The 17,187-nt window shown below is 70.6% G+C and carries 16 protein-coding genes and 1 pseudogene; 9 read left to right on the top strand and 8 right to left on the bottom strand.

Annotated features, from left to right (window positions below):
- Positions 1-68: 68 nt before the first annotated feature.
- Positions 69-608 (bottom strand): MarR family winged helix-turn-helix transcriptional regulator, encoded by a 540-nt coding sequence (locus EDD92_RS20650; protein ID WP_123965689.1) that lies wholly within the window; start codon positions 606-608, stop codon positions 69-71.
- Positions 609-705: 97 nt separating this feature from the next.
- On the opposite strand from EDD92_RS20650, the gene EDD92_RS20645 reads away from it, so the two are divergent.
- Entirely contained in the window at positions 706-1,497 is a 792-nt protein-coding gene (locus EDD92_RS20645; protein WP_123965688.1) for a dioxygenase, read from the top strand.
- Positions 1,498-1,527: 30 nt separating this feature from the next.
- On the opposite strand, the gene EDD92_RS20640 is transcribed toward EDD92_RS20645, so the two are convergent.
- Complete coding sequence (locus EDD92_RS20640; protein ID WP_123965687.1) at positions 1,528-2,046, bottom strand: GNAT family N-acetyltransferase; 519 nt, start codon at positions 2,044-2,046, stop codon at positions 1,528-1,530.
- Between the two features lie 195 nt (positions 2,047-2,241).
- Between EDD92_RS20640 and EDD92_RS20635 the strand changes: the two genes are divergently transcribed.
- Positions 2,242-3,240 carry an RNA polymerase sigma factor RpoD/SigA gene (locus EDD92_RS20635; RefSeq protein ID WP_123965686.1) on the top strand — a complete coding sequence of 333 codons (999 nt, stop codon included), beginning with the start codon at positions 2,242-2,244 and terminating at the stop codon, positions 3,238-3,240.
- Positions 3,241-3,884: 644 nt separating this feature from the next.
- A pseudogene (locus EDD92_RS52440) lies at positions 3,885-4,015 on the top strand (TetR family transcriptional regulator); the annotation flags it as partial.
- A gap of 78 nt (positions 4,016-4,093) precedes the next feature.
- Here the strand turns inward: EDD92_RS52440 and EDD92_RS20625 are convergent.
- Entirely contained in the window at positions 4,094-5,059 is a 966-nt protein-coding gene (locus EDD92_RS20625) for a YafY family protein (protein ID WP_123965685.1), read from the bottom strand.
- Between the two features lie 61 nt (positions 5,060-5,120).
- On the opposite strand from EDD92_RS20625, the gene EDD92_RS20620 reads away from it, so the two are divergent.
- From EDD92_RS20620 to EDD92_RS20595, 5 genes are all read left to right on the top strand, one after another.
- On the top strand, positions 5,121-6,689 hold the full coding sequence (locus EDD92_RS20620; RefSeq protein ID WP_123965684.1) for an MFS transporter: 1,569 nt from the start codon (positions 5,121-5,123) through the stop codon (positions 6,687-6,689).
- A 301-nt stretch (positions 6,690-6,990) separates the two neighbouring features.
- Positions 6,991-7,752 carry a DeoR/GlpR family DNA-binding transcription regulator gene (locus EDD92_RS20615; RefSeq protein ID WP_123970468.1) on the top strand — a complete coding sequence of 254 codons (762 nt, stop codon included), beginning with the start codon at positions 6,991-6,993 and terminating at the stop codon, positions 7,750-7,752.
- A gap of 13 nt (positions 7,753-7,765) precedes the next feature.
- The gene (pfkB, locus tag EDD92_RS20610; protein WP_123965683.1) at positions 7,766-8,713 is read left to right on the top strand and encodes a 1-phosphofructokinase; all 948 of its coding nucleotides are present in this window, start codon (positions 7,766-7,768) and stop codon (positions 8,711-8,713) included.
- A gap of 253 nt (positions 8,714-8,966) precedes the next feature.
- Complete coding sequence (locus EDD92_RS20600) at positions 8,967-11,021, top strand: fructose-specific PTS transporter subunit EIIC (protein WP_123965682.1); 2,055 nt, start codon at positions 8,967-8,969, stop codon at positions 11,019-11,021.
- A gap of 81 nt (positions 11,022-11,102) precedes the next feature.
- The gene (locus EDD92_RS20595) at positions 11,103-11,384 is read left to right on the top strand and encodes a hypothetical protein (RefSeq protein WP_123965681.1); all 282 of its coding nucleotides are present in this window, start codon (positions 11,103-11,105) and stop codon (positions 11,382-11,384) included.
- 220 nt (positions 11,385-11,604) lie between these two features.
- Here the strand turns inward: EDD92_RS20595 and EDD92_RS20590 are convergent, their stop codons facing one another.
- From EDD92_RS20590 to EDD92_RS20575, 4 genes are all read right to left on the bottom strand, one after another.
- The gene (locus tag EDD92_RS20590; RefSeq protein ID WP_123965680.1) at positions 11,605-12,351 is read right to left on the bottom strand and encodes a DUF6227 family protein; all 747 of its coding nucleotides are present in this window, start codon (positions 12,349-12,351) and stop codon (positions 11,605-11,607) included.
- Positions 12,352-12,519: 168 nt separating this feature from the next.
- Positions 12,520-13,758 carry an Ig-like domain-containing protein gene (locus EDD92_RS20585; protein ID WP_123965679.1) on the bottom strand — a complete coding sequence of 413 codons (1,239 nt, stop codon included), beginning with the start codon at positions 13,756-13,758 and terminating at the stop codon, positions 12,520-12,522.
- 284 nt (positions 13,759-14,042) lie between these two features.
- On the bottom strand, positions 14,043-15,071 hold the full coding sequence (locus tag EDD92_RS20580; protein ID WP_123965678.1) for a P1 family peptidase: 1,029 nt from the start codon (positions 15,069-15,071) through the stop codon (positions 14,043-14,045).
- Positions 15,072-15,109: 38 nt separating this feature from the next.
- The gene (locus EDD92_RS20575; RefSeq protein WP_123965677.1) at positions 15,110-16,366 is read right to left on the bottom strand and encodes a low temperature requirement protein A; all 1,257 of its coding nucleotides are present in this window, start codon (positions 16,364-16,366) and stop codon (positions 15,110-15,112) included.
- A 140-nt stretch (positions 16,367-16,506) separates the two neighbouring features.
- Here EDD92_RS20575 and EDD92_RS20570 point away from each other — a divergent pair, with 140 nt between their 5' ends.
- Positions 16,507-16,689 carry a hypothetical protein gene (locus EDD92_RS20570; protein WP_030942012.1) on the top strand — a complete coding sequence of 61 codons (183 nt, stop codon included), beginning with the start codon at positions 16,507-16,509 and terminating at the stop codon, positions 16,687-16,689.
- A gap of 19 nt (positions 16,690-16,708) precedes the next feature.
- On the opposite strand, the gene mscL is transcribed toward EDD92_RS20570, so the two are convergent.
- Positions 16,709-17,167: a large conductance mechanosensitive channel protein MscL gene (mscL, locus tag EDD92_RS20565; RefSeq protein WP_123965676.1), complete on the bottom strand. Its 459-nt coding sequence runs from the start codon at positions 17,165-17,167 to the stop codon at positions 16,709-16,711.
- Positions 17,168-17,187: the final 20 nt, after the last annotated feature.

Genomic DNA, 17,187 nt, shown 5'->3' with positions numbered 1-17,187 from the left:
ACGCGAGAGGAAGGGGACGCCTCCCGCGTACGACCCCAGGAACTGCCCTGGCTCCCTGAGTGAGCGGCTCAGCGGAGCCAGGGCAGGTCCGCGCCCGCATCGCTCGGCTGGAGGCCCTCGGCGACGATCTGCATGATCTCGCCGAGGGACTCCTGCTGTTCTGGAGTGAGCCGCTCGAACACCGCCTGCCGTACGGCCGTCACATGGCCCGGCGCGGTCCGCCCCAGCACCTCGGCGCCCGCTTCCGTCAGCACTGCGAACTGCCCCCGCTTGTCGGAGGGGCAGTCCTCGCGCCGCACCCAGCCGTTCTTCTCCAGCCGCGCGATCGCGTGCGAGAGACGGGACCGGGTGATCTTCGACTTCATGGCCAGCTCGGTCATCCGCAGCCGCCGGCTCGGGGCCTCTGCGAGGCCGACCAGCAGCCCGTAGTAGATGTGCGGCATGCCCGCGTCCCGCTGCAGCTGGCGGTCGAGGTGGTCCTCGAGGAGTGTGGTGGCGTGCACGTAGGAGCGCCAGATGCGCTGCTCGTCGTCGGTGAGCCAGCGGGTCTGGTCGGCGGGTTTCGCTGCCGCGGGTGCCTCTTCAGCGGATGTGGGTGCCGTATTCATGTATCCATCGTACGAGAGGTCTCCTTGAACATTAAACAAACGCGGCGTATGCTCTGAAGCAGGGAGTTTGAGAGTTCAAGCATTGGGAGTCACTGCCATGTCCGCCGCCACTCAGGAGCGCATGCCCGCCCTCTATCTCAGCCACGGTGCGCCGCCGCTCGCGGACGACCCGGTCTGGCCCGGCGAACTCGCCGCCTGGTCCGCCGACCTGCCGCGCCCCAAGGCGATCCTCATGGTCTCCGCCCACTGGGAGGAGGCCCCGCTCGCGCTGGGCGCGGTGCAGACGATCCCGCTCGTCTACGACTTCTGGGGCTTCCCCGAGCACTACTACCAGGTGAAGTACGAGGCTCCGGGCGCACCCGAACTCGCCGAGTCCGTACGGAAGTTGCTACGCGCCCCGGGCGCACCCGTGCAGGACATCCCGGACCGCGGCCTCGACCACGGCGCCTATGTCCCGCTCGTCGAGATGTTCCCGGCCGCCGACATCCCGGTCCTGCAGATCTCGATGCCGACCCTCGATCCGGTGAAGCTGATGGAGATCGGCCGCAAGCTCGCGCCGCTGCGCGAGGAGGGCGTGCTGATCGTCGGCTCCGGCTTCTTCACCCACAACCTGGCCGCGCTGCGCCACACGGGCGGGGGAGTGCCGACCTGGTCCTCGGAGTTCGACGACTGGGGGCGGAAGGCACTGGAAGCCCGGGACTGGGACGGCCTGCTCGACTTCCTCCACAAGGCCCCGGCCGGCCGCTACGCCCACCCGCGCACCGAGCACTTCGCCCCGCTGTTCGTCACCATGGGCGCGGCGGACGTCACCGGCGAGCTGGACGCGCAGAAGTCCGTGATCGACGGCTTCTGGATGGGCATGGCGAAGCGGTCGGTGCAGTTCGGCTGAGGCCTCGAGGCCCGTGCGGGCCTGCAGGGCCTACAGGTCCTTCTCGTACCAGGCGACGTCCCAGTACCTGCCGAACTTCCGGCCCACCTCCCGGTACGTGCCGACGTACCGGAACCCGAAGCGTTCATGCAGCCGCGTGGACGCTTCGTTGGGCTGTGCGATGCCCGCGTAGGCGCGGTGCAGGTCCTCGTCCGCCAGGGCCTCGAAGAGCGCCTTGTACAGGAGTGTGCCGATGCCGCGACGGCCCGCGTCCGGGGCTACGTACACCGTGACCTCGACCGACGTCCCGTAGGCCGGCTTCACGCGATAAGGGCTGGATGTGGCGTAGCCCAGAATTTCCTGTGTGTCCGCATCCGTGGCAACCATCAGCCTGTGCGGCCCGTCTACAGGGTGGGAGAGCAGCCAAGGACGGCGCTCTTCCGGAGTGAAGGTGGCGGTATCGAATGTGATGGGCGTCTCACGTACGTAGTGGTTGTAGAGGTCGGTGAGAGCGTCGAGGTCCTCCTCGGCTCCCGGTCTGACCTGCACCTCTGTACGTTCCGACACCATCAGGCCTCCCTCCGTGGCCGGACAGGGTACTGCATGATCAGAAAAATCGGGGTGCGGGTTGGGAATTCTGTCCGGATTCCAGTCGTTGTTTCCATCGGATGCAGGGCACCCGACCAAAGTGCTCAGCGGCACTCGAAGGCGAGTGCCCGGCGTCTGAGAGACCACCCGCCAGCCCACCATCGCAAGGGAGCACGCATGGCAACCCGTGCCGTCGCCCGTCGTAAGTCCGCCACCGGCGAGACGGCCGACGCGGCAAGCAGTGTTCGCGCCCACGCCGGCGAGATCGCCGACCGTGACCTGGTCGGCATGTACCTCGACGAGATCGCGCGCACACCGCTGCTCGACGCCGCCAAGGAGGTCGAGCTGTCCCAGATCATCGAGGCGGGTGTGTTCGCGCGACAGGTTCTCGACGGGTACGAGGAGTCCAAGGCCGAGGCCACCCGCGAGGAGCTGCAGGCCCTCGTCGACGACAGTGAGCGCGCCAAGGACATCTTCATCCGCTCCAACCTCCGCCTGGTCGTGGCCGTGGCGCGCCGTTACCCCCGTAGCGGTCTGCCCCTGCTCGACCTGATCCAGGAGGGCAACGCCGGTCTGGTGCGCGCGGTCGAGAAGTTCGACTACCGCAAGGGCTTCAAGTTCTCGACGTACGCGACCTGGTGGATCCGTCAGGCGATCACCCGCTCGATAGCGGACCAGTCGCGCACCATCCGCCTGCCCGTCCACCTGGTGGAGGAGCTGGGCCGGATCCGCCGTGTGCAGCGGGAGTTCAACCGCGAGCACGGCCGCGACCCGGAGCCCGCGGAGATCGCCGCCGAGCTCGGCTCGAACCCGGACCGTGTGATCGACGTCCTGGACTGGGCCCGCGACCCGGTCTCGCTGAACATGGCGGTGGACGACGCGGGCGAGACCCAGTTCGGCGACCTGCTCGAGGACACCTCCGCGGTCTCCCCCGAGCAGTCCGTCCTCACCCTGCTCCGCAGCGAGGAACTCGACCACCTCATCGGCCGCCTCGACCCGCGCACGGCGTCCATCATCAAGATGCGCTACGGCATCGACGACGGCCGCGAGCGCACCTTGACGGAGGTCGGCAAGGAGCACGGTCTGACCCGCGAGCGGATCCGGCAGATCGAGAAGCACGCCCTGCTGGAGCTGAAGAAGCTGGCACGCAGCACGGGCTTCGAGGCGGCGGCCTGACGAGCGGTCACGGGGCGCGTACGGCACCTGGTGAGTGTGGGGTGGCGTACGACGCCCTGGCCGCGCACGCCGGGTGGCGAAAGACCGCGCAAACATGGCGGTTCAACGCCGCTTCAACCGTCAGAACGCAGGGAACAAGACTTCAGGGCACAGGAGTTCGGCATCATCCCGCCCCCTGAACGACCGGACCACTGCAACCACTGGACCAAGTCCCGACGCACATCCCCCCCCGGCGGCGGGACTCCCCCTGAGCCGGGCTTCGGCGCCCCTCCCCCCGGGCGCCGGGGCCCGGTTCTCTTTCGGGGGCGTGCTGGGATCTCGCCGGGACACACATGACGGCGGGCCACCCCAGACCTGAACACTGGGGTGGCCCGCCGTCATGTGTGCCACAGCGGCACAGCGTCTCTGATTCGCCTGGAGGTCTGAGCGTTGCTCAGGACGGGTGGCCAATCGTCTTCGTGCCCTGGTGCCGAACGGCAGGAGCCGTCAGTCCGGGTGGCACGTCCCTCCGGACGCTGGTCAAACGGGCCGTGCGACCCGATTGCGGAGGGTGCCCGACGTCGCGTGGGCGCCGGACATGCGCGTGACACTCTGCCATATGATCGTCACGTTTCGCTAACCCTCCCAAGGTGAGACGGTCCCCCCTCGCCCCGCCGCTCTCGGTTCCGCAGGCCCTGGAGCACGCCGTGCGTCACACGCTGACGCAGGGGGCAGGGGTCTCCGCCGGCCTCGTGGGAACTGGTCCCGCACCCTGATCCGGTTCACCGAGACTTCGCTCGAGCGGGGGACCCCCATCGCGGCGGAGCCGCAGATTGATACAGCCCCGCGCCCCTTTGGCCGGCCCGGGCGCGCCTCACCCACCCGCGGCCCGCATGAGCCGTCCGCCCAACTCACGTACGCTCTCCGCCAGTTCGGCTGGTTCCCGTACCGTGAACTCGTAGCCCAGTAGGGCCAGCCGTACTGCCAGCCAGTCCGCCGCGTCGCTCGTCCGGCCCCGTAGGCGGCAGGTGCCCTCGTCGATCGGTTCCGGTGTGCCCAGCCAGGACGGGACGCGGGTCGCGACCGTTTCCGCGGGGGCCGTGAAGGTGACCTCGAAGTCGTACGACTCCTGGTGTCGTTGCATCGAGCGGCGCAGGTACTCCGCCGCGCTTCCTGTCGGCAGCTCCCGCGGGGTGAACCGTGCGCCGGTCGCGAAGGGATCGCTCACCCGGTCGACGCGGAACGTGCGCCAGTCGGCGCGGTCGAGGTCGTACGCGACGAGGTACCAGCGGCGGCCGGTCGAGACGAGGCGGTACGGCTCCGTCAGGCGTCGTGACTCGGTGCCGTCGCCGGCGCGGTAGGCGAAGCGCAGGCGCTCGTGCCCGGCCACCGTGGACGCCATGACGGTCAGCGTCTCGGGCGCGATGCTCGCCCCGTCCCCGCTGGTCAGCGGAGTGGTGGCGGCCTGGAGCGTGGAGACTCGGTGACGCAGGCGAGAGGGCAGCACCTGTTCCAGCTTCGCGAGGGCCCGTACGGAGGCCTCGTCCACGCCCTCCAGGGCGTGCCCGGCACCGGCCCGCAGACCGACCGCGATCGCCACCGCCTCCTCGTCGTCGAGGACGAGCGGCGGCATCGCCTTGCCCGCGACCAGGCGGTAGCCGCCCTCGGCACCCAGGGTCGCCTGCACCGGATAGCCGAGCTCGCGCAGCCGGTCGATGTCCCGCCGGACCGTGCGCCGCGACACGCCCAGCCGATCGGCGAGCTCGCCGCCGGGCCATTCCCGGGGAGTCTGGAGGAGGGAGAGGAGTTGGAGGAGTCGGGCCGGGGTGTCCGTCGTCATGGTGAGAGCATGCCGCAGAAGTAGGACATGATCTGACCTAGTAGGGGTCTAGCTTCGGGGTATGACCTCCACCGAGATCCCATCCGTTTCCGTGGGCACCCCGGGTGCCCGGCCCGCCGCGGGCGACCGCAGGCGCTGGTTCGCCCTTGCCATCGTGATGACCGCGGCCTTCATGGACCTCGTCGACGTCACGATCGTCAACATCGCGATCCCGTCGATCCAGCGGGACGCCGGCGCCTCCGTCAGCCAGATCCAGTGGATCACCGCCGGTTACGCGCTCGCCTTCGCCGCGGGGCTGATCACCGGCGGACGCCTCGGCGACATCCACGGCCGCAAGCGGCTGTTCCTCGTCGGCATCGGCGGCTTCACCCTCGCCTCCGCGCTGTGCGGCTTCGCCGCGAACCCGGAGATGCTCGTCGCCTCCCGGATCCTGCAGGGCGGTATGGCGGCGATGATGGTGCCGCAGGTCCTGTCGATCGTGCACGCCACCTTCCCGGCGCACGAGCGGGGCAAGGTGTTCGGGCTGTTCGGCGCGATCGTGGGGCTCGGGGCCGTCTCGGGTCCGCTGCTCGGCGCGCTGCTGACGGAGTGGAACCTGTGGGGTCTTCAGTGGCGGCCCATCTTCCTCATCAATCTCCCGGTCGGCATCGCGGGCCTGGTCCTCGGCAGCCGCTTCATCACCGAGTCGAAGGCACCGCGGGCGCTGAAGCTGGACCTGGTCGGGGTCACCCTCGTCACCCTCGGTCTGACGATGCTGCTCTACCCGCTCACCCGCGGTCGTGAGCTGGGCTGGCCGCTGTGGGGCTACGTCTCGATGGCCGGTGCGCTGGTCGTCTTCGCGGTGCTGGTGGCGTACGAGAGGCGCAAGGCCGTACGGGACGGATCTCCGCTGGTGGAGCTCTCGCTGTTCCGGGTGAAGAGCTTCGCGGCCGGTATCGCCGTGCAGACCGTGTTCGGGATCGCGCTCGGGGTGTTCTTCCTGGTGTGGACGCTGTACATGCAGACCGGCCTGGGCTGGAGCCCACTGCGGGCGGGTCTGACCGGTGTGCCGTTCTCGATCTCCGTCTCCACGGCGGCCGGCCTGTCCGTGCAGAAGCTGGTGCCGCGCTTCGGCCGCAAGGTGCTCCAGGCGGGCGCGCTGCTCATGGCCGCGGGCGTCCTGCTCTACATCTGGGAGTCCGGCCGCTACGGCCTCGCCATCGCCTCCTGGCAGATGGCGTTGCCCCTGATCGTGATGGGCGTGGGCATGGGCCTGATCGTCGCCCCGCTGACGGACGCGGTGCTGTCGGACGTGCCGCGCGAGCACGCCGGCTCGGCGTCGGGGCTCATCAACACCGTGCAGCAGATGGGGAACGCGCTGGGGCTCGGGCTGGTCTCGGTGGTGTTCTTCGGGGAGATCGGCGACCGGCTGACGCGGTCCGAGGTGGGTCCGGCATTCGTGAACGCCTTCCAGCATGCGCTGGGGTGGGTTGCCGCGGTGATGGGGGCCATCTTCGTCTTGATGTTCGCCCTGCCGAAGCGGGCCGAGGAGGCGGGGGTGCCGGTGGAGGAGGCCGATGCCACCGAGCTGCGCACCGGGGGCACGCAGGACGCCCCCGCTCACCAGGAGGATCTCGCTTCAGTCCGGTAGCGCACCTGACACCCTGCCCCGAGTCTGTGCAGGGGCAGGGTGTGCGGACGATTCCACGCACTCCAGCAGGGCTGTGGTGAGGGCTCGGCGATGTACGGGGGGCGCTTTGGGAGGGAGGGCCCGCCGAGGGGAGGGGCTCTGCTCCTTCAGTACCGCTTCGACCAGCCAGATCAGCAAGCCGCGTGCATGAGTGATGCCCGTTTGTGTCTGAGTGGCGCCCGAACCTGTTTACTTTCCGGAAATCGGGGCGTAGCCTCCGGGTGAAACCACAAGTTCGGGCATGAGTCGGAGGCGAACGGACATGTACGCACCGGAGCGGCAGCAGGAGATTCTCCGGCTTGCCCGTGACGGCGGGCGGGTGGACGTGCTGTCGCTGGCCGAGGAGTTCCAGGTGACGGCGGAGACGATCCGCCGGGACCTGAAGGCCCTCGACCGCGCGGGGCTCGTCCGGCGGGTGCACGGCGGTGCCATACCGGCCGGGCGGCTCGACTTCGAGCCGGACCTCGCCGAGCGCGAGGGCACCTCGACCGACGAGAAGGACCGCATCGCAAAGGCCGCCCTCACGGAGCTGCCGAGCGAGGGCACGATGATCCTCGACGCCGGTACGACGGTGGCGAGGCTCGCTGCCGCGCTGCCCCTGGAGGCGTCGCTCACCGTCGTCACGCACAGCCTGCCGATCGCGGCCCGCCTCGCGGACCACCCCGGTATCCAGCTCCACCTGGTCGGAGGGCGTGTACGGCACCGTACACGCGCCGCCGTGGACGCCTGGGCGCTGCGTGCCTACAGCGAGATCCGGGCGGACGTGCTGTTCGTGGCGGCCAACGGCTTCTCCGCCGACCACGGGCTGACCACTCCCGACCTCGCCGAGGCCGCGGTCAAGCGCGCGGCGGTGGCCGCGGCCCGCCGGGTGGTGCTGCTCGCCGACTCGTCCAAGCACGGCCAGGAGCACTTCGCCCGCTTCGGCGATCTGAGCGACGTGGACCTGCTGATCACCGACAGTGGGCTGAGCCCGGAAGACGCCACCGCCATCGAGCGCGGTGGCACTGAAGTGCTGTGTGTTTAGGAAACGAGTGCGCATGATCCTCACCGTCACCCCGAACCCGTCCCTGGACCGTACGTACGAGGTCCCCTCGCTCGACCGTGGCGAGGTCATCCGCGCCACCGGTGAGCGCATGGACCCGGGCGGCAAGGGTGTGAACGTCTCGCGTGCGGTCGCGGCCGCCGGGCAGCGCACGGTAGCGGTGCTGCCCCTGGGCGGCGCGCCGGGCGCGCTCGTCGCCGATCTGCTCGACGCGCAGGGCATCGAGGTCGCGCCGGTCCCGGTCGCCGGGGCCACCCGCTCGAACATCGCGCTCGCGGAGGCGGACGGGGTGCTCACGAAGATCAACGCCCCCGGTCCCGAGCTGTCGGCCCAGGAGCAGGAGCTGCTGCTGAACACCGTGCACCGGCAGTCGCCCGACGCGGACTGGATCGCCTGCTGCGGGAGTCTGCCGCGGGGGCTCGCGCCGGCGTGGTACGCCGATGTCGTCGCCCGGGCGCACGCCGGGGGCGCACGGATCGCCCTGGACACCTCCGGGCCCGCCCTGCTGGCGGCGCTGCGCGAGCGGCCCGATGTGGTGAAGCCGAACGCCGAGGAACTCTCCGAGGCCGTCGGGCGCCCCCTGTTCACCGTGGGTGACGCGGTGAAGGCGGCCGAGGAACTGCGTGAGATGGGCGCGCGCGCCGTCCTCGCGAGCCTGGGCGCCGACGGGCAGCTGCTCGTGGACGCCTCGGGCGTCTGGTTCGGCAGCGCGCGAGTGGACGCCGTACGCAGCAATGTGGGTGCCGGCGATTCCTCCCTGGCAGGTTTCCTGATCGCCGGCGGCAGCGGCCCGGAGGCCCTCGCCTCGGCGGTCGCCCACGGCGCGGCGGCCGTCCAGTTGCCGGGCAGTGTGATGCCGACCCCACGGGATCTGGATCCGGCGGCGGTGACGGTGACGGCCGACGTGCCGGTGGACCTCGTACTCAAGGAGCCGGTGTCATGACGTATCCCGTGCTGTGCGGACCGCCACAGGCCGGCAATCGGCGAGGCTCCCCGTTACTCAGGACGGCAATCGCGATGTCTGCACCGGTCACTCCGGCTGACCTGCTGTTCGGCCGGGGGTCCGGGGGTTGTCCCCCGGGAGAGCGCAGCCCCGGCCCCGCCTCCACCCCCACTGATCCCACCCCCCGCAGCACCCCCGTCCCCACCCCCGCCCACCCCACCCCCCGGGCGATACGCGTGCGAAGGAGCCCGCGATGAGCGACATGATCACCGCGGACCTGGTCGACCTCGACCTGTCCGCCGATACGAAGGAAGCGGCGGCGCGTGCCCTCGCCGAGCGCATGGTGGCCCTGGGCCGGGTGACCGACCTCGACGGCTTCCTCGCCGACGTGGCCGCGCGCGAGGCACAGATGCCCACCGGCCTCGACGGCGGCATCGGCATCCCGCACTGCCGCAGCGAGCACGTCACCGAGCCGACGCTGGCCTTCGGGCGCAGCGCCGCCGGCATCGACTTCGGCGCGGCGGACGGGCCCGCCGACCTGATCTTCCTGATCGCGGCCCCCGCCGGCGCCGACGACGCCCACCTGACGATCCTGTCGTCGCTGGCCCGGCAGCTGATGAACGCCGAGTTCACCGACGCGCTGCGCTCGGCGGGCGACGCGGCGGCCGCGGCAGCACTCATCCGCGGGGACGAGACACCGGCCGAGGCCTCCGCGGCCGCCGGTCCCGAAGACTCCGCTGCGGATTCGAAGGCGGCCTCCTCCGAATCCGCAGCGGCCACCCCCTCCGCCGAGGAGCCGGACGAGCGCCCGTTCCGTATCGTCGCCGTCACCTCCTGTCCGACCGGCATCGCGCACACGTACATGGCGGCCGAGTCGCTGGAGAACGCGGGCCGCGAGGCAGGCGTCGAGGTCGTCGTCGAGACGCAGGGCTCGGCCGGTTTCACCCGGCTCGACCCGGCCGTCATCGCCGCGGCGGACGCCGTGATCTTCGCGCACGACGTGCCCGTACGGGAGAAGGAACGCTTCGCCGGCAAGCCGACCGTCGACGTCGGCGTGAAGGCGGGCATCAACCGGCCCGGCCAGCTGATCACCGAGGTGCGCGGCAAGGCCGAGAGGGGCGAGGTCACCGCGGGGGCCGCGCCCGGCACCCCGGTCGAGCGCGCCGGTGAGTCCGGCGAGGGCTACGGCACCAAGCTGCGCAAGTGGCTGATGTCCGGCGTCAGCTACATGGTCCCGTTCGTCGCGGCCGGCGGTCTGCTGATCGCCCTCGGCTTCGCGATCGGCGGCTACAAGATCAAGTCGGCGCCCTCGGTCATGGACCACTTCGTGTGGACGCAGACCGACAGCTGGGCCGCCCTGATGTTCCAGATCGGCGCCGTGGCCTTCGGCTTCCTGGTCCCGGTCCTGGCGGGCTACATCGCCTACGGCATGGCGGACCGGCCAGGTCTCGTCCCCGGCTTCGTGGGCGGCATGATCGCCTCCACGATCAACGCGGGATTCCTCGGCGGCCTGGTCGCCGGTCTGCTCGCCGGCGGTGTCGTGATGGCGATCCAGAAGATCAACATCCCGGCGGTGCTGCGCGGCATCATGCCGGTGGTGGTGATCCCGCTGATCTCCTCGGCGATCGTCGGGTTCCTGATGTTCGTCGTGGTCGGCAAACCCATCGCCTCCGCCCAGAAGGGCATGACCGACTGGCTGAACGGCCTCTCCGGCTCCAACGCCATCCTGCTCGGCATGCTGCTCGGCCTGATGATGTGCTTCGACCTCGGCGGTCCCGTCAACAAGGTCGCGTACACCTTCGCCACCGCCGGTATCGCGGTCTCCAACCCGAGCGACTCCGCGATGAAGATCATGGCCGCGGTGATGGCCGCCGGCATGGTCCCGCCGCTCGCTATGGCGCTGGCCACCACGGTCCGCGGGAAGCTCTTCACCGTGACCGAGCGCGAGAACGGCAAGGCGGCCTGGGTGCTGGGCGCCTCCTTCATCTCCGAGGGCGCGATCCCGTTCGCCGCGGCCGACCCGCTGCGCGTCATCCCCTCCTCGATGGTGGGCGGCGCGATCACCGGCGCCCTGTCGATGGCCTTCGGCGCCACCCTGCGCGCCCCGCACGGCGGCATCTTCGTGGTCCCGCTGATCGGCAACGCCTTCCTCTACCTGATCGCCATCGCGGTCGGCGTGTGTGTCACCACCACGCTGGTGGTCTTCCTGAAGGGCATGCGCAAGCCGGCACCGGGGGCCGTGAGCCCCGGCACGGCGGACGACACGTCGACGTCGACGGCTCAGGCGAAGCAGCCGGTGGCGGCGTAACCGCCGGGTGCACATGTCCCTTTGGTGGGATACATCACGGTCCGGGACCAAAGTCCCGGACCGTGGTGTCTACTGGTGCGCATGCCCGATGAGCACGTCTCGATCCTCCAGTCGCTGGGCCTGGCCACCCTCGCCTTCGCGGCCGTCGTCTGGGTGCTCGGCCTGGTCGGCCTGGTGCGCCGCGGCCGTTCCGGGGCCGGTCTGTGGCTGACCTGCCGCACCCTGTGGTTCACCGGCCGCACCCCGCTGCGCGCCTTCCCGCACCAGCGGCTGGCCCCTCCCCATCGGGAGTCCGTCGATCTGACCCCGGCGGAGCGGGACGCGTTCGCGGGCCTGGTACGACAGCTGAGCGGCAGGCGCTGAGCGCTTCGCTGGTTGTGTCGACGTGCGGCTCCGCCGCGGGGGCTGTGACGTCGACCGTCTGCGACACCGTCGTGGCTGGTCGCTCCCCCACTCTCGACTTCGCTCAAGCGGGGGGGACCCCCATCGCGGCGGAGCCGCACATCGACACAGCCCTGCGCCCCTGACGGGGCGCTGCCGAACCGCAGCGGACTTAGCCGACCGGCACGGCCGGCTCCAGGGCTCAGGAGACCTGAGCCGCCCGCCGCTCCATCGCGTCCCGGGCCGCGTCCTCGCTGACGTACACCTCGCACATGTGCCGCTCGTCGGGCGTCGCCGTGTGCTCGACCTCCCAGAGGGAGACCTCCGCGCCGTCACGCAGCAGGAACGCGTGCTCGTAGAGCGAGAAGCACAGCCCCGCGCGGCCCGCCCGGCACGGGCGTCCGAAGGCCTGCGTTATCTGGTGCGCGAACGCCGTCGCGAGCAGCGCGGCCGTCTCTGCGCCCGGCCGGTCCGGGTTCTCCGCGCGGCGCAGCAGCCGGCGCGCATGATCCGCGGAGTCGTCCGGCACATACGCGTGCCGCGGCGCGGGGATCGGCGAGAGCTGCACCGTCACGGGAAGCTCGAAGTCCGGTGCGTCCGGCGACAGCGGCAGCCGCGCGGTGGCCGCGCGCAGCTCCTCCTCGTCGACATACACCTCGTGCTGCGCGGCGCTGCCCGGCGCGGTGTTGTGCACGAGCTCCCACAGTGTGAGCGCCGAGCCGTCGACGAGCAGCCAGGTGTGCCGGTACGTCTCGCGGTGCAGCCCCGCGCTGTGGTGCGCGGAGTGCAGCGAACTGTCGTGCGCCAGCGCGCAGTCCAGCCGCTGTATCGTCTCGTCCGGCAGCTCGAAGGAGTTCAGGGCACGGCCGAGGAGTCGCTCGAGATGCTCCTCCGGAGACTCGGGCGACTCGGGTGGTTCGTACGCTGCCGTCTCGTACGGAACGCTCAAGGTTTCTCCCGGCGTTGCTGCATGTCACCTTGTGGGTGCATACCGTAGCCCCTCGGTCGGACATCATGTCCGGGAACCGAGAAAACGTACGCACAGAAAACGCGCGGGCCGTGTGAGGAGTTCCCACACGGCCCGACGATCTGTCAGAAGTTGCTGCTCAGGCGGCGATTACGCGGCGCTCCCCGCCATCCACTCGCTCCACGACATGTTCCAGCCGTTGAGCCCGTTGTCGGGGGAGACCGTCTTGTCCGGGGAGTTCTTGACGATCACGACGTCGCCGATCAGCGAGTTGTCGTAGAACCACTTGGCGTTCGTGGCGCCCTGCGCGCCCTGCACGTCGGCGAGCCCGACGCAGCCGTGGCTGGTGCCCTGGCGGCCGAAGGGCGGATTGCCCCTGTTGTACCAGTAGTTGCCGTGGATGAAGGTGCCGGAGGACGTCAGGCGCATCGCGTGCGGCACGTCCGGGATGTCGTACTCGCCGCCCAGGCCCACCGTCTGGCTGTTCATGCGCGTCTGCACGAACTTCTCGGAGATCACCATCTGCCCGTTGTACGTCGTGTGCTCCGGGCTGCCCGAGGAGATCGGCACCGACTTGAGCGTACTGCCGTCCCGCACGACCGTCATGGTCTGCGTGTTCACATCCACCGTGGAGACCTGCGAGCGCCCGACGGTGAAGGTGACGGTCTTCTTCTGCACCCCGTAGACGCCGTTCGCGCCCTCGACGCCGTCCAGGTCGATCTTCATCGTGACCTTGGAGCCGGCCTTCCAGTACTCCTCGGACCGGAAGTCGAGCCGCTGCGCCCCGAACCAGTGTCCGACCACCTTCTGCCCGCTGCTCGACGTGACCGTGATGTGCGACTGCACGGCCTTCTTGTCGCTGATCACCTTGTCGAAGTCGAACGACACCGGCATGCCCACGCCGACCGTCGTCCCGTTGTCCGGCGTGTACGTCCCGATGAAGCTGTTGGCCGAAGTGACCGTGGTGAAGATGGAGTTGGCGGCCGCCGTACGGCCGCTCCCGTCCTTCGCGGTAGCCGAGATCTGGTACTTCGTCCCGCGCTCCAGCTGCTGCTTGGGCTTCCAGACCCCGCCGTCAGCGGATATCGACCCCGCAACGGCCTGTCCCGACCCGGCCACCGTCATCTTCACGTCGGTCAGCCTGCCGTCGCTGACCTTCACGCCGGTCGTGTTGATCGACGCGTCGGTAGAGCCGTCCTTCGCCGAGATGACGATCTTCGCCCTCGACGCCCCGGCCGAGCCCTTGCCGCCCTTACTGTCGCTCGACGAGCCCGAGGAGTTGGCGTTGGCGTCGCCACCGCAGGCGGTCAGGGTGAGGGCGCCGACCATCAGGGCGGCACAGGCCCCCAGTACGCGTACGCGCCGCGCGGCAATGTCCGGCGTTGTCACGGGCTGCTCCAGGTTCGTGTGATGTGGGTGTTCCGCTCCAGTGCGTGAAGAAGGAGGGCGCCGGTGGCGCGTGAGGTTCCCGCCGTAGCCGGTGAACATCATCGCGTGACAGAACCCGGACAATCGCGGGCAGCCGAAGGCCCCGACGCGGGGCACCCAAGTCGGCGTGAGCGTGCGTCAGTCGGCGTGAGCGTGCGTCAGTCGGCGTGAGCGGGTGTCGTGCCGACGGGCACACCACGTCCGCCCACGCCCGCCGAGTTCCCCAACTCTCCGCGCCCCCGGGGTCAACGCCCCTCGTACAGCTGCCCGTACGACGGCCATGACCCGCCGGGCCCGTCCACCGGCTCGGCGGCGCGCACGGCCCGCACGATCGCCCGCGTCACCAGGTCCGCGCCCGCCGCGAGGATCTCGTTCAGGGCGAGGGGGTGCCCGGCGTCGAGCGGGCGTGCTCCGGTCGCCAGCGCGAACACCGTGTCCCCGTCATTGAGCAGGTGCACCGGCCGCACGGCGCGCGCGATGCCGTCGTGGGCCGTGCCGGCGAGCTTCTGCGCCTGCGCCTTCGACAGGTCCGCGTCGGTGGCGACCACGGCCAGCGTGGTGTTCAGCGGGGGGAGGGCGTTCTTCGCAGCGCTCTCGGCGAGGCGGCCGCGCGCGGCCTCGTGGACGTGCGGCTCGGGGTGGTCCACCCGCCCCTGGAACAACTCCCCGTACAGGACGCCCGTTTCCGGATCCGTCGCCGATCCCGCCGCGTTGGCCACCACCAGGGCAGCCACCGTGATCCCCGAGCCGAGCACCGTGCTCGCGGTGCCGACCCCGCCCTTCATCGGCCCCACGGCCGCGCCCGTACCGGCGCCCACGCACCCTTCCTGCACCCGTGCCCCGGCCTCGCTCGCCGCGGCCGCCTCGACCGCCGCCCGGCCGGTGGCGGCATCGGGCCTGGCCCGGAAGTCGCCGCCCCGCCCGAGGTCGAAGACGCAGGCGGCGGGCACCACCGGCACCACATGGGCCGGGTCCTGCCCGACGCGCACCCCGCGCCCCTGCTCCTCCAGCCAGGCCATCACCCCCGACGCCGCGTCGAGCCCGTAGGCGCTGCCCCCGGTCAGCACGATCGCCTCGACCTTCTGCACGAGGTTGCGCGGGTCGAGCGCGTCGGTCTCCTTGGTGCCGGGCCCGCCGCCGCGCACGTCCACGGCGGCGACGGCGCCGCCTTCCGGGGCGAGGACGACCGTGGTGCCGGTGAGCCAGCCGCCGCCGGTGCGCGTCGCGTGCCCCACCCGCACTCCGGTGACGTCCGTCAATGCGTCAACTGTCATGGAGCCAGTCTCGCCCGGCCCGGCACGACAGCACCCGGTCAGCCCGCCGGACTCGTCGCGCGTTCCCCGCTCGATCCGCTCGCCCCACGCTCCCCGGCGCCCCTGCGCGCCGCCAGCGCCACCCCGCCCGCCACCGCCAGCGCCGACACCAGGCCCGCAGCGAGCACCGCCCAGTCGCCCAGGAAGGTGCAGACGATCACGAGCAACGCCGTGGTCGGCAGCACCAGTTGTTGGGCGATGCCCACCTTGTAGTAACGGGAGTGCAGCGCCCACACGGTGAGCAGATACAACGCCGTCGGCAGGGTCACAGCCGCCGATGCCTCCAGCGTGGAGATGTGCGCCTTGCCGACTGCCTGCTCCACGGCCACCTCCAGGCCCGCCCCGACCGCGGCCGCCGAGGCGAAGATCAGGTAGTGGCCGTAACCCCACAGGAAAGCCTGCCGGTTGGTGCGCAGATGATCGTGGATCGGCACCGCGAAGTAGATCCACCAGGCGGCGAAGACGACCAGCAGCCCGCCCGCCGAGATGGGCAGTAGCTCGCCCAGCGCGTCGTTCTCGTCGATGCCCGACTTCACCGCGACGGTGGCCGCCGCGATGGTCTCGCCGAGCACGATGATCGTGAACAGCCCGTACCGCTCGGAGATGTGGTGCGGATGCCAGGACGTGGGGTGGTCCTTCTCCGCGTACGGCGGCACGCACATCTCCAGGACCGCCATCACCAGGAAGACCCACGGCCGGCCGCCCTCCGGCAGCACCACCAGCCCCAGCCAGCCGACCATGCACAGCGACACACCCGCGGCGTAGCGCCGCCCCATGGTCCGCTCGGCGCCCTCGGTCGACCGCGCCGCGCGCAGCCACTGCGCCGTCATGGCGACCCGCATGATCACATAGCCCAGCCAGACGACCAGGAACTCGTGCTCCTCGAACGCCCGCGAGATCCCGGCCGCCAGCACCAGCACCCCGGCGATCTGAACCAGCGTGACGACCCGGTAGAGCACGTCGTCGTTGTCGTACGCCGAGGCGAACCAGGTGAAGTTCATCCACGCCCACCAGATGGCGAAGAACACCATCCCGTAGTTGAGGATCCCCTCGCCCGCGTGCCCCTCGGTAATGGCGTGCACCAGCTCGGCGCCCGCCTGGGCGACGGCCACGACGAAGCACAGGTCGAAGAAGAGCTCGAGCGGGGAGGCGACGCGGTGCGCCTCCCCACGGCCCCGGGACGCGAGCCTGCGCAGTGGTCGGCGGTTCGCCGGTGTCCCGGAGGACGCGGGCGGCGGAGTCGAGCTGGTCGTCATGGGACCAAGCACAGCAGATAACCGGTGGGAATTCCTTGGCAGCAGGCGCGGACCTGTCCTCACGGCGCAGGGCCCGCAGGCCGGGCGGACCGCCGGCGCGACCCGGCGGTCGCGCACCCCCGGGGCCGTACCCTGGACGCATGACCTCCGCCCCCGCCCCCGAGCCGCGCGCCCCGAAGCCCGCGCTGATCTTCGACGATCCGCTGGACCAGCAGTCCTCGGACGACACCGACCGCGGCTGGGGCGAGCGGCCGGGCTCCGACGGCGACTCCGCGGCCGACCTGAAGCGCTTCCTCGACGAGAAGCCGCCCCACCACCTCTGAGCCGCGCGGGCCGCTGCCGCTACCGCTCGTCGCGCCCGGCCGCACGCTGTGCGACCAGCTCGTCGCGGATCTCCTTCAGCACCTCCAGTTCGGTCACCTCGATCACCTCGTGCGTGCCCTCCCGCGCCTTGCGGCGGGCCTCCACGCGGGCGAGGTACTTCGCCATGGGCAGCACCATCAGGAAGTAGACGACGGCAGCGGTGATCACGAACGTCAGGGTGGCGCCGAGGACTGAGCCCCACAGGAGCTGGATCCCCTTGTCGCCCTTGCACGACTCGCTCAGGCACGCCTTGTAGTTGTCGAGGTTCGTGGTGCCGATCGTCCCGACCAGCGGATTGATGAGCCCCTTCACCACCGAGCTCACGATGTTGGTGAACGCGGCGCCGATGACCACTGCCACCGCCAGATCGACGACGTTCCCGCGCATCAGGAAGGCCTTGAAGCCCTGCCAGACGCTCGGCTCCTTCTTCTCGCTCACCTCGGGTCCTCTTCTCGCAC

Origin of the sequence: Streptomyces sp. TLI_185, assembly GCF_003814765.1 — a bacterium.
GTDB lineage: Bacteria > Actinomycetota > Actinomycetes > Streptomycetales > Streptomycetaceae > Streptomyces.
This window is presented reverse-complemented; position numbering and strand designations above follow the sequence as displayed.

Excerpts from the sequence above, each read along its gene's own strand:
- EDD92_RS20650 (WP_123965689.1), bottom strand. The coding sequence starts at position 608 with ATGAATACGGCACCCACATCCGCTGAAGAGGCACCCGCGGCAGCGAAA.
- EDD92_RS20645 (WP_123965688.1), top strand. The coding sequence starts at position 706 with ATGTCCGCCGCCACTCAGGAGCGCATGCCCGCCCTCTATCTCAGCCAC.
- EDD92_RS20640 (WP_123965687.1), bottom strand. The coding sequence starts at position 2,046 with ATGGTGTCGGAACGTACAGAGGTGCAGGTCAGACCGGGAGCCGAGGAG.
- EDD92_RS20635 (WP_123965686.1), top strand. The coding sequence starts at position 2,242 with ATGGCAACCCGTGCCGTCGCCCGTCGTAAGTCCGCCACCGGCGAGACG.
- EDD92_RS20625 (WP_123965685.1), bottom strand. The coding sequence starts at position 5,059 with ATGACGACGGACACCCCGGCCCGACTCCTCCAACTCCTCTCCCTCCTC.
- EDD92_RS20620 (WP_123965684.1), top strand. The coding sequence starts at position 5,121 with ATGACCTCCACCGAGATCCCATCCGTTTCCGTGGGCACCCCGGGTGCC.
- EDD92_RS20615 (WP_123970468.1), top strand. The coding sequence starts at position 6,991 with ATGTACGCACCGGAGCGGCAGCAGGAGATTCTCCGGCTTGCCCGTGAC.
- pfkB (WP_123965683.1), top strand. The coding sequence starts at position 7,766 with ATGATCCTCACCGTCACCCCGAACCCGTCCCTGGACCGTACGTACGAG.
- EDD92_RS20600 (WP_123965682.1), top strand. The coding sequence starts at position 8,967 with ATGAGCGACATGATCACCGCGGACCTGGTCGACCTCGACCTGTCCGCC.
- EDD92_RS20595 (WP_123965681.1), top strand. The coding sequence starts at position 11,103 with ATGCCCGATGAGCACGTCTCGATCCTCCAGTCGCTGGGCCTGGCCACC.
- EDD92_RS20580 (WP_123965678.1), bottom strand. The coding sequence starts at position 15,071 with ATGACAGTTGACGCATTGACGGACGTCACCGGAGTGCGGGTGGGGCAC.
- EDD92_RS20575 (WP_123965677.1), bottom strand. The coding sequence starts at position 16,366 with ATGACGACCAGCTCGACTCCGCCGCCCGCGTCCTCCGGGACACCGGCG.
- EDD92_RS20570 (WP_030942012.1), top strand. The coding sequence starts at position 16,507 with ATGACCTCCGCCCCCGCCCCCGAGCCGCGCGCCCCGAAGCCCGCGCTG.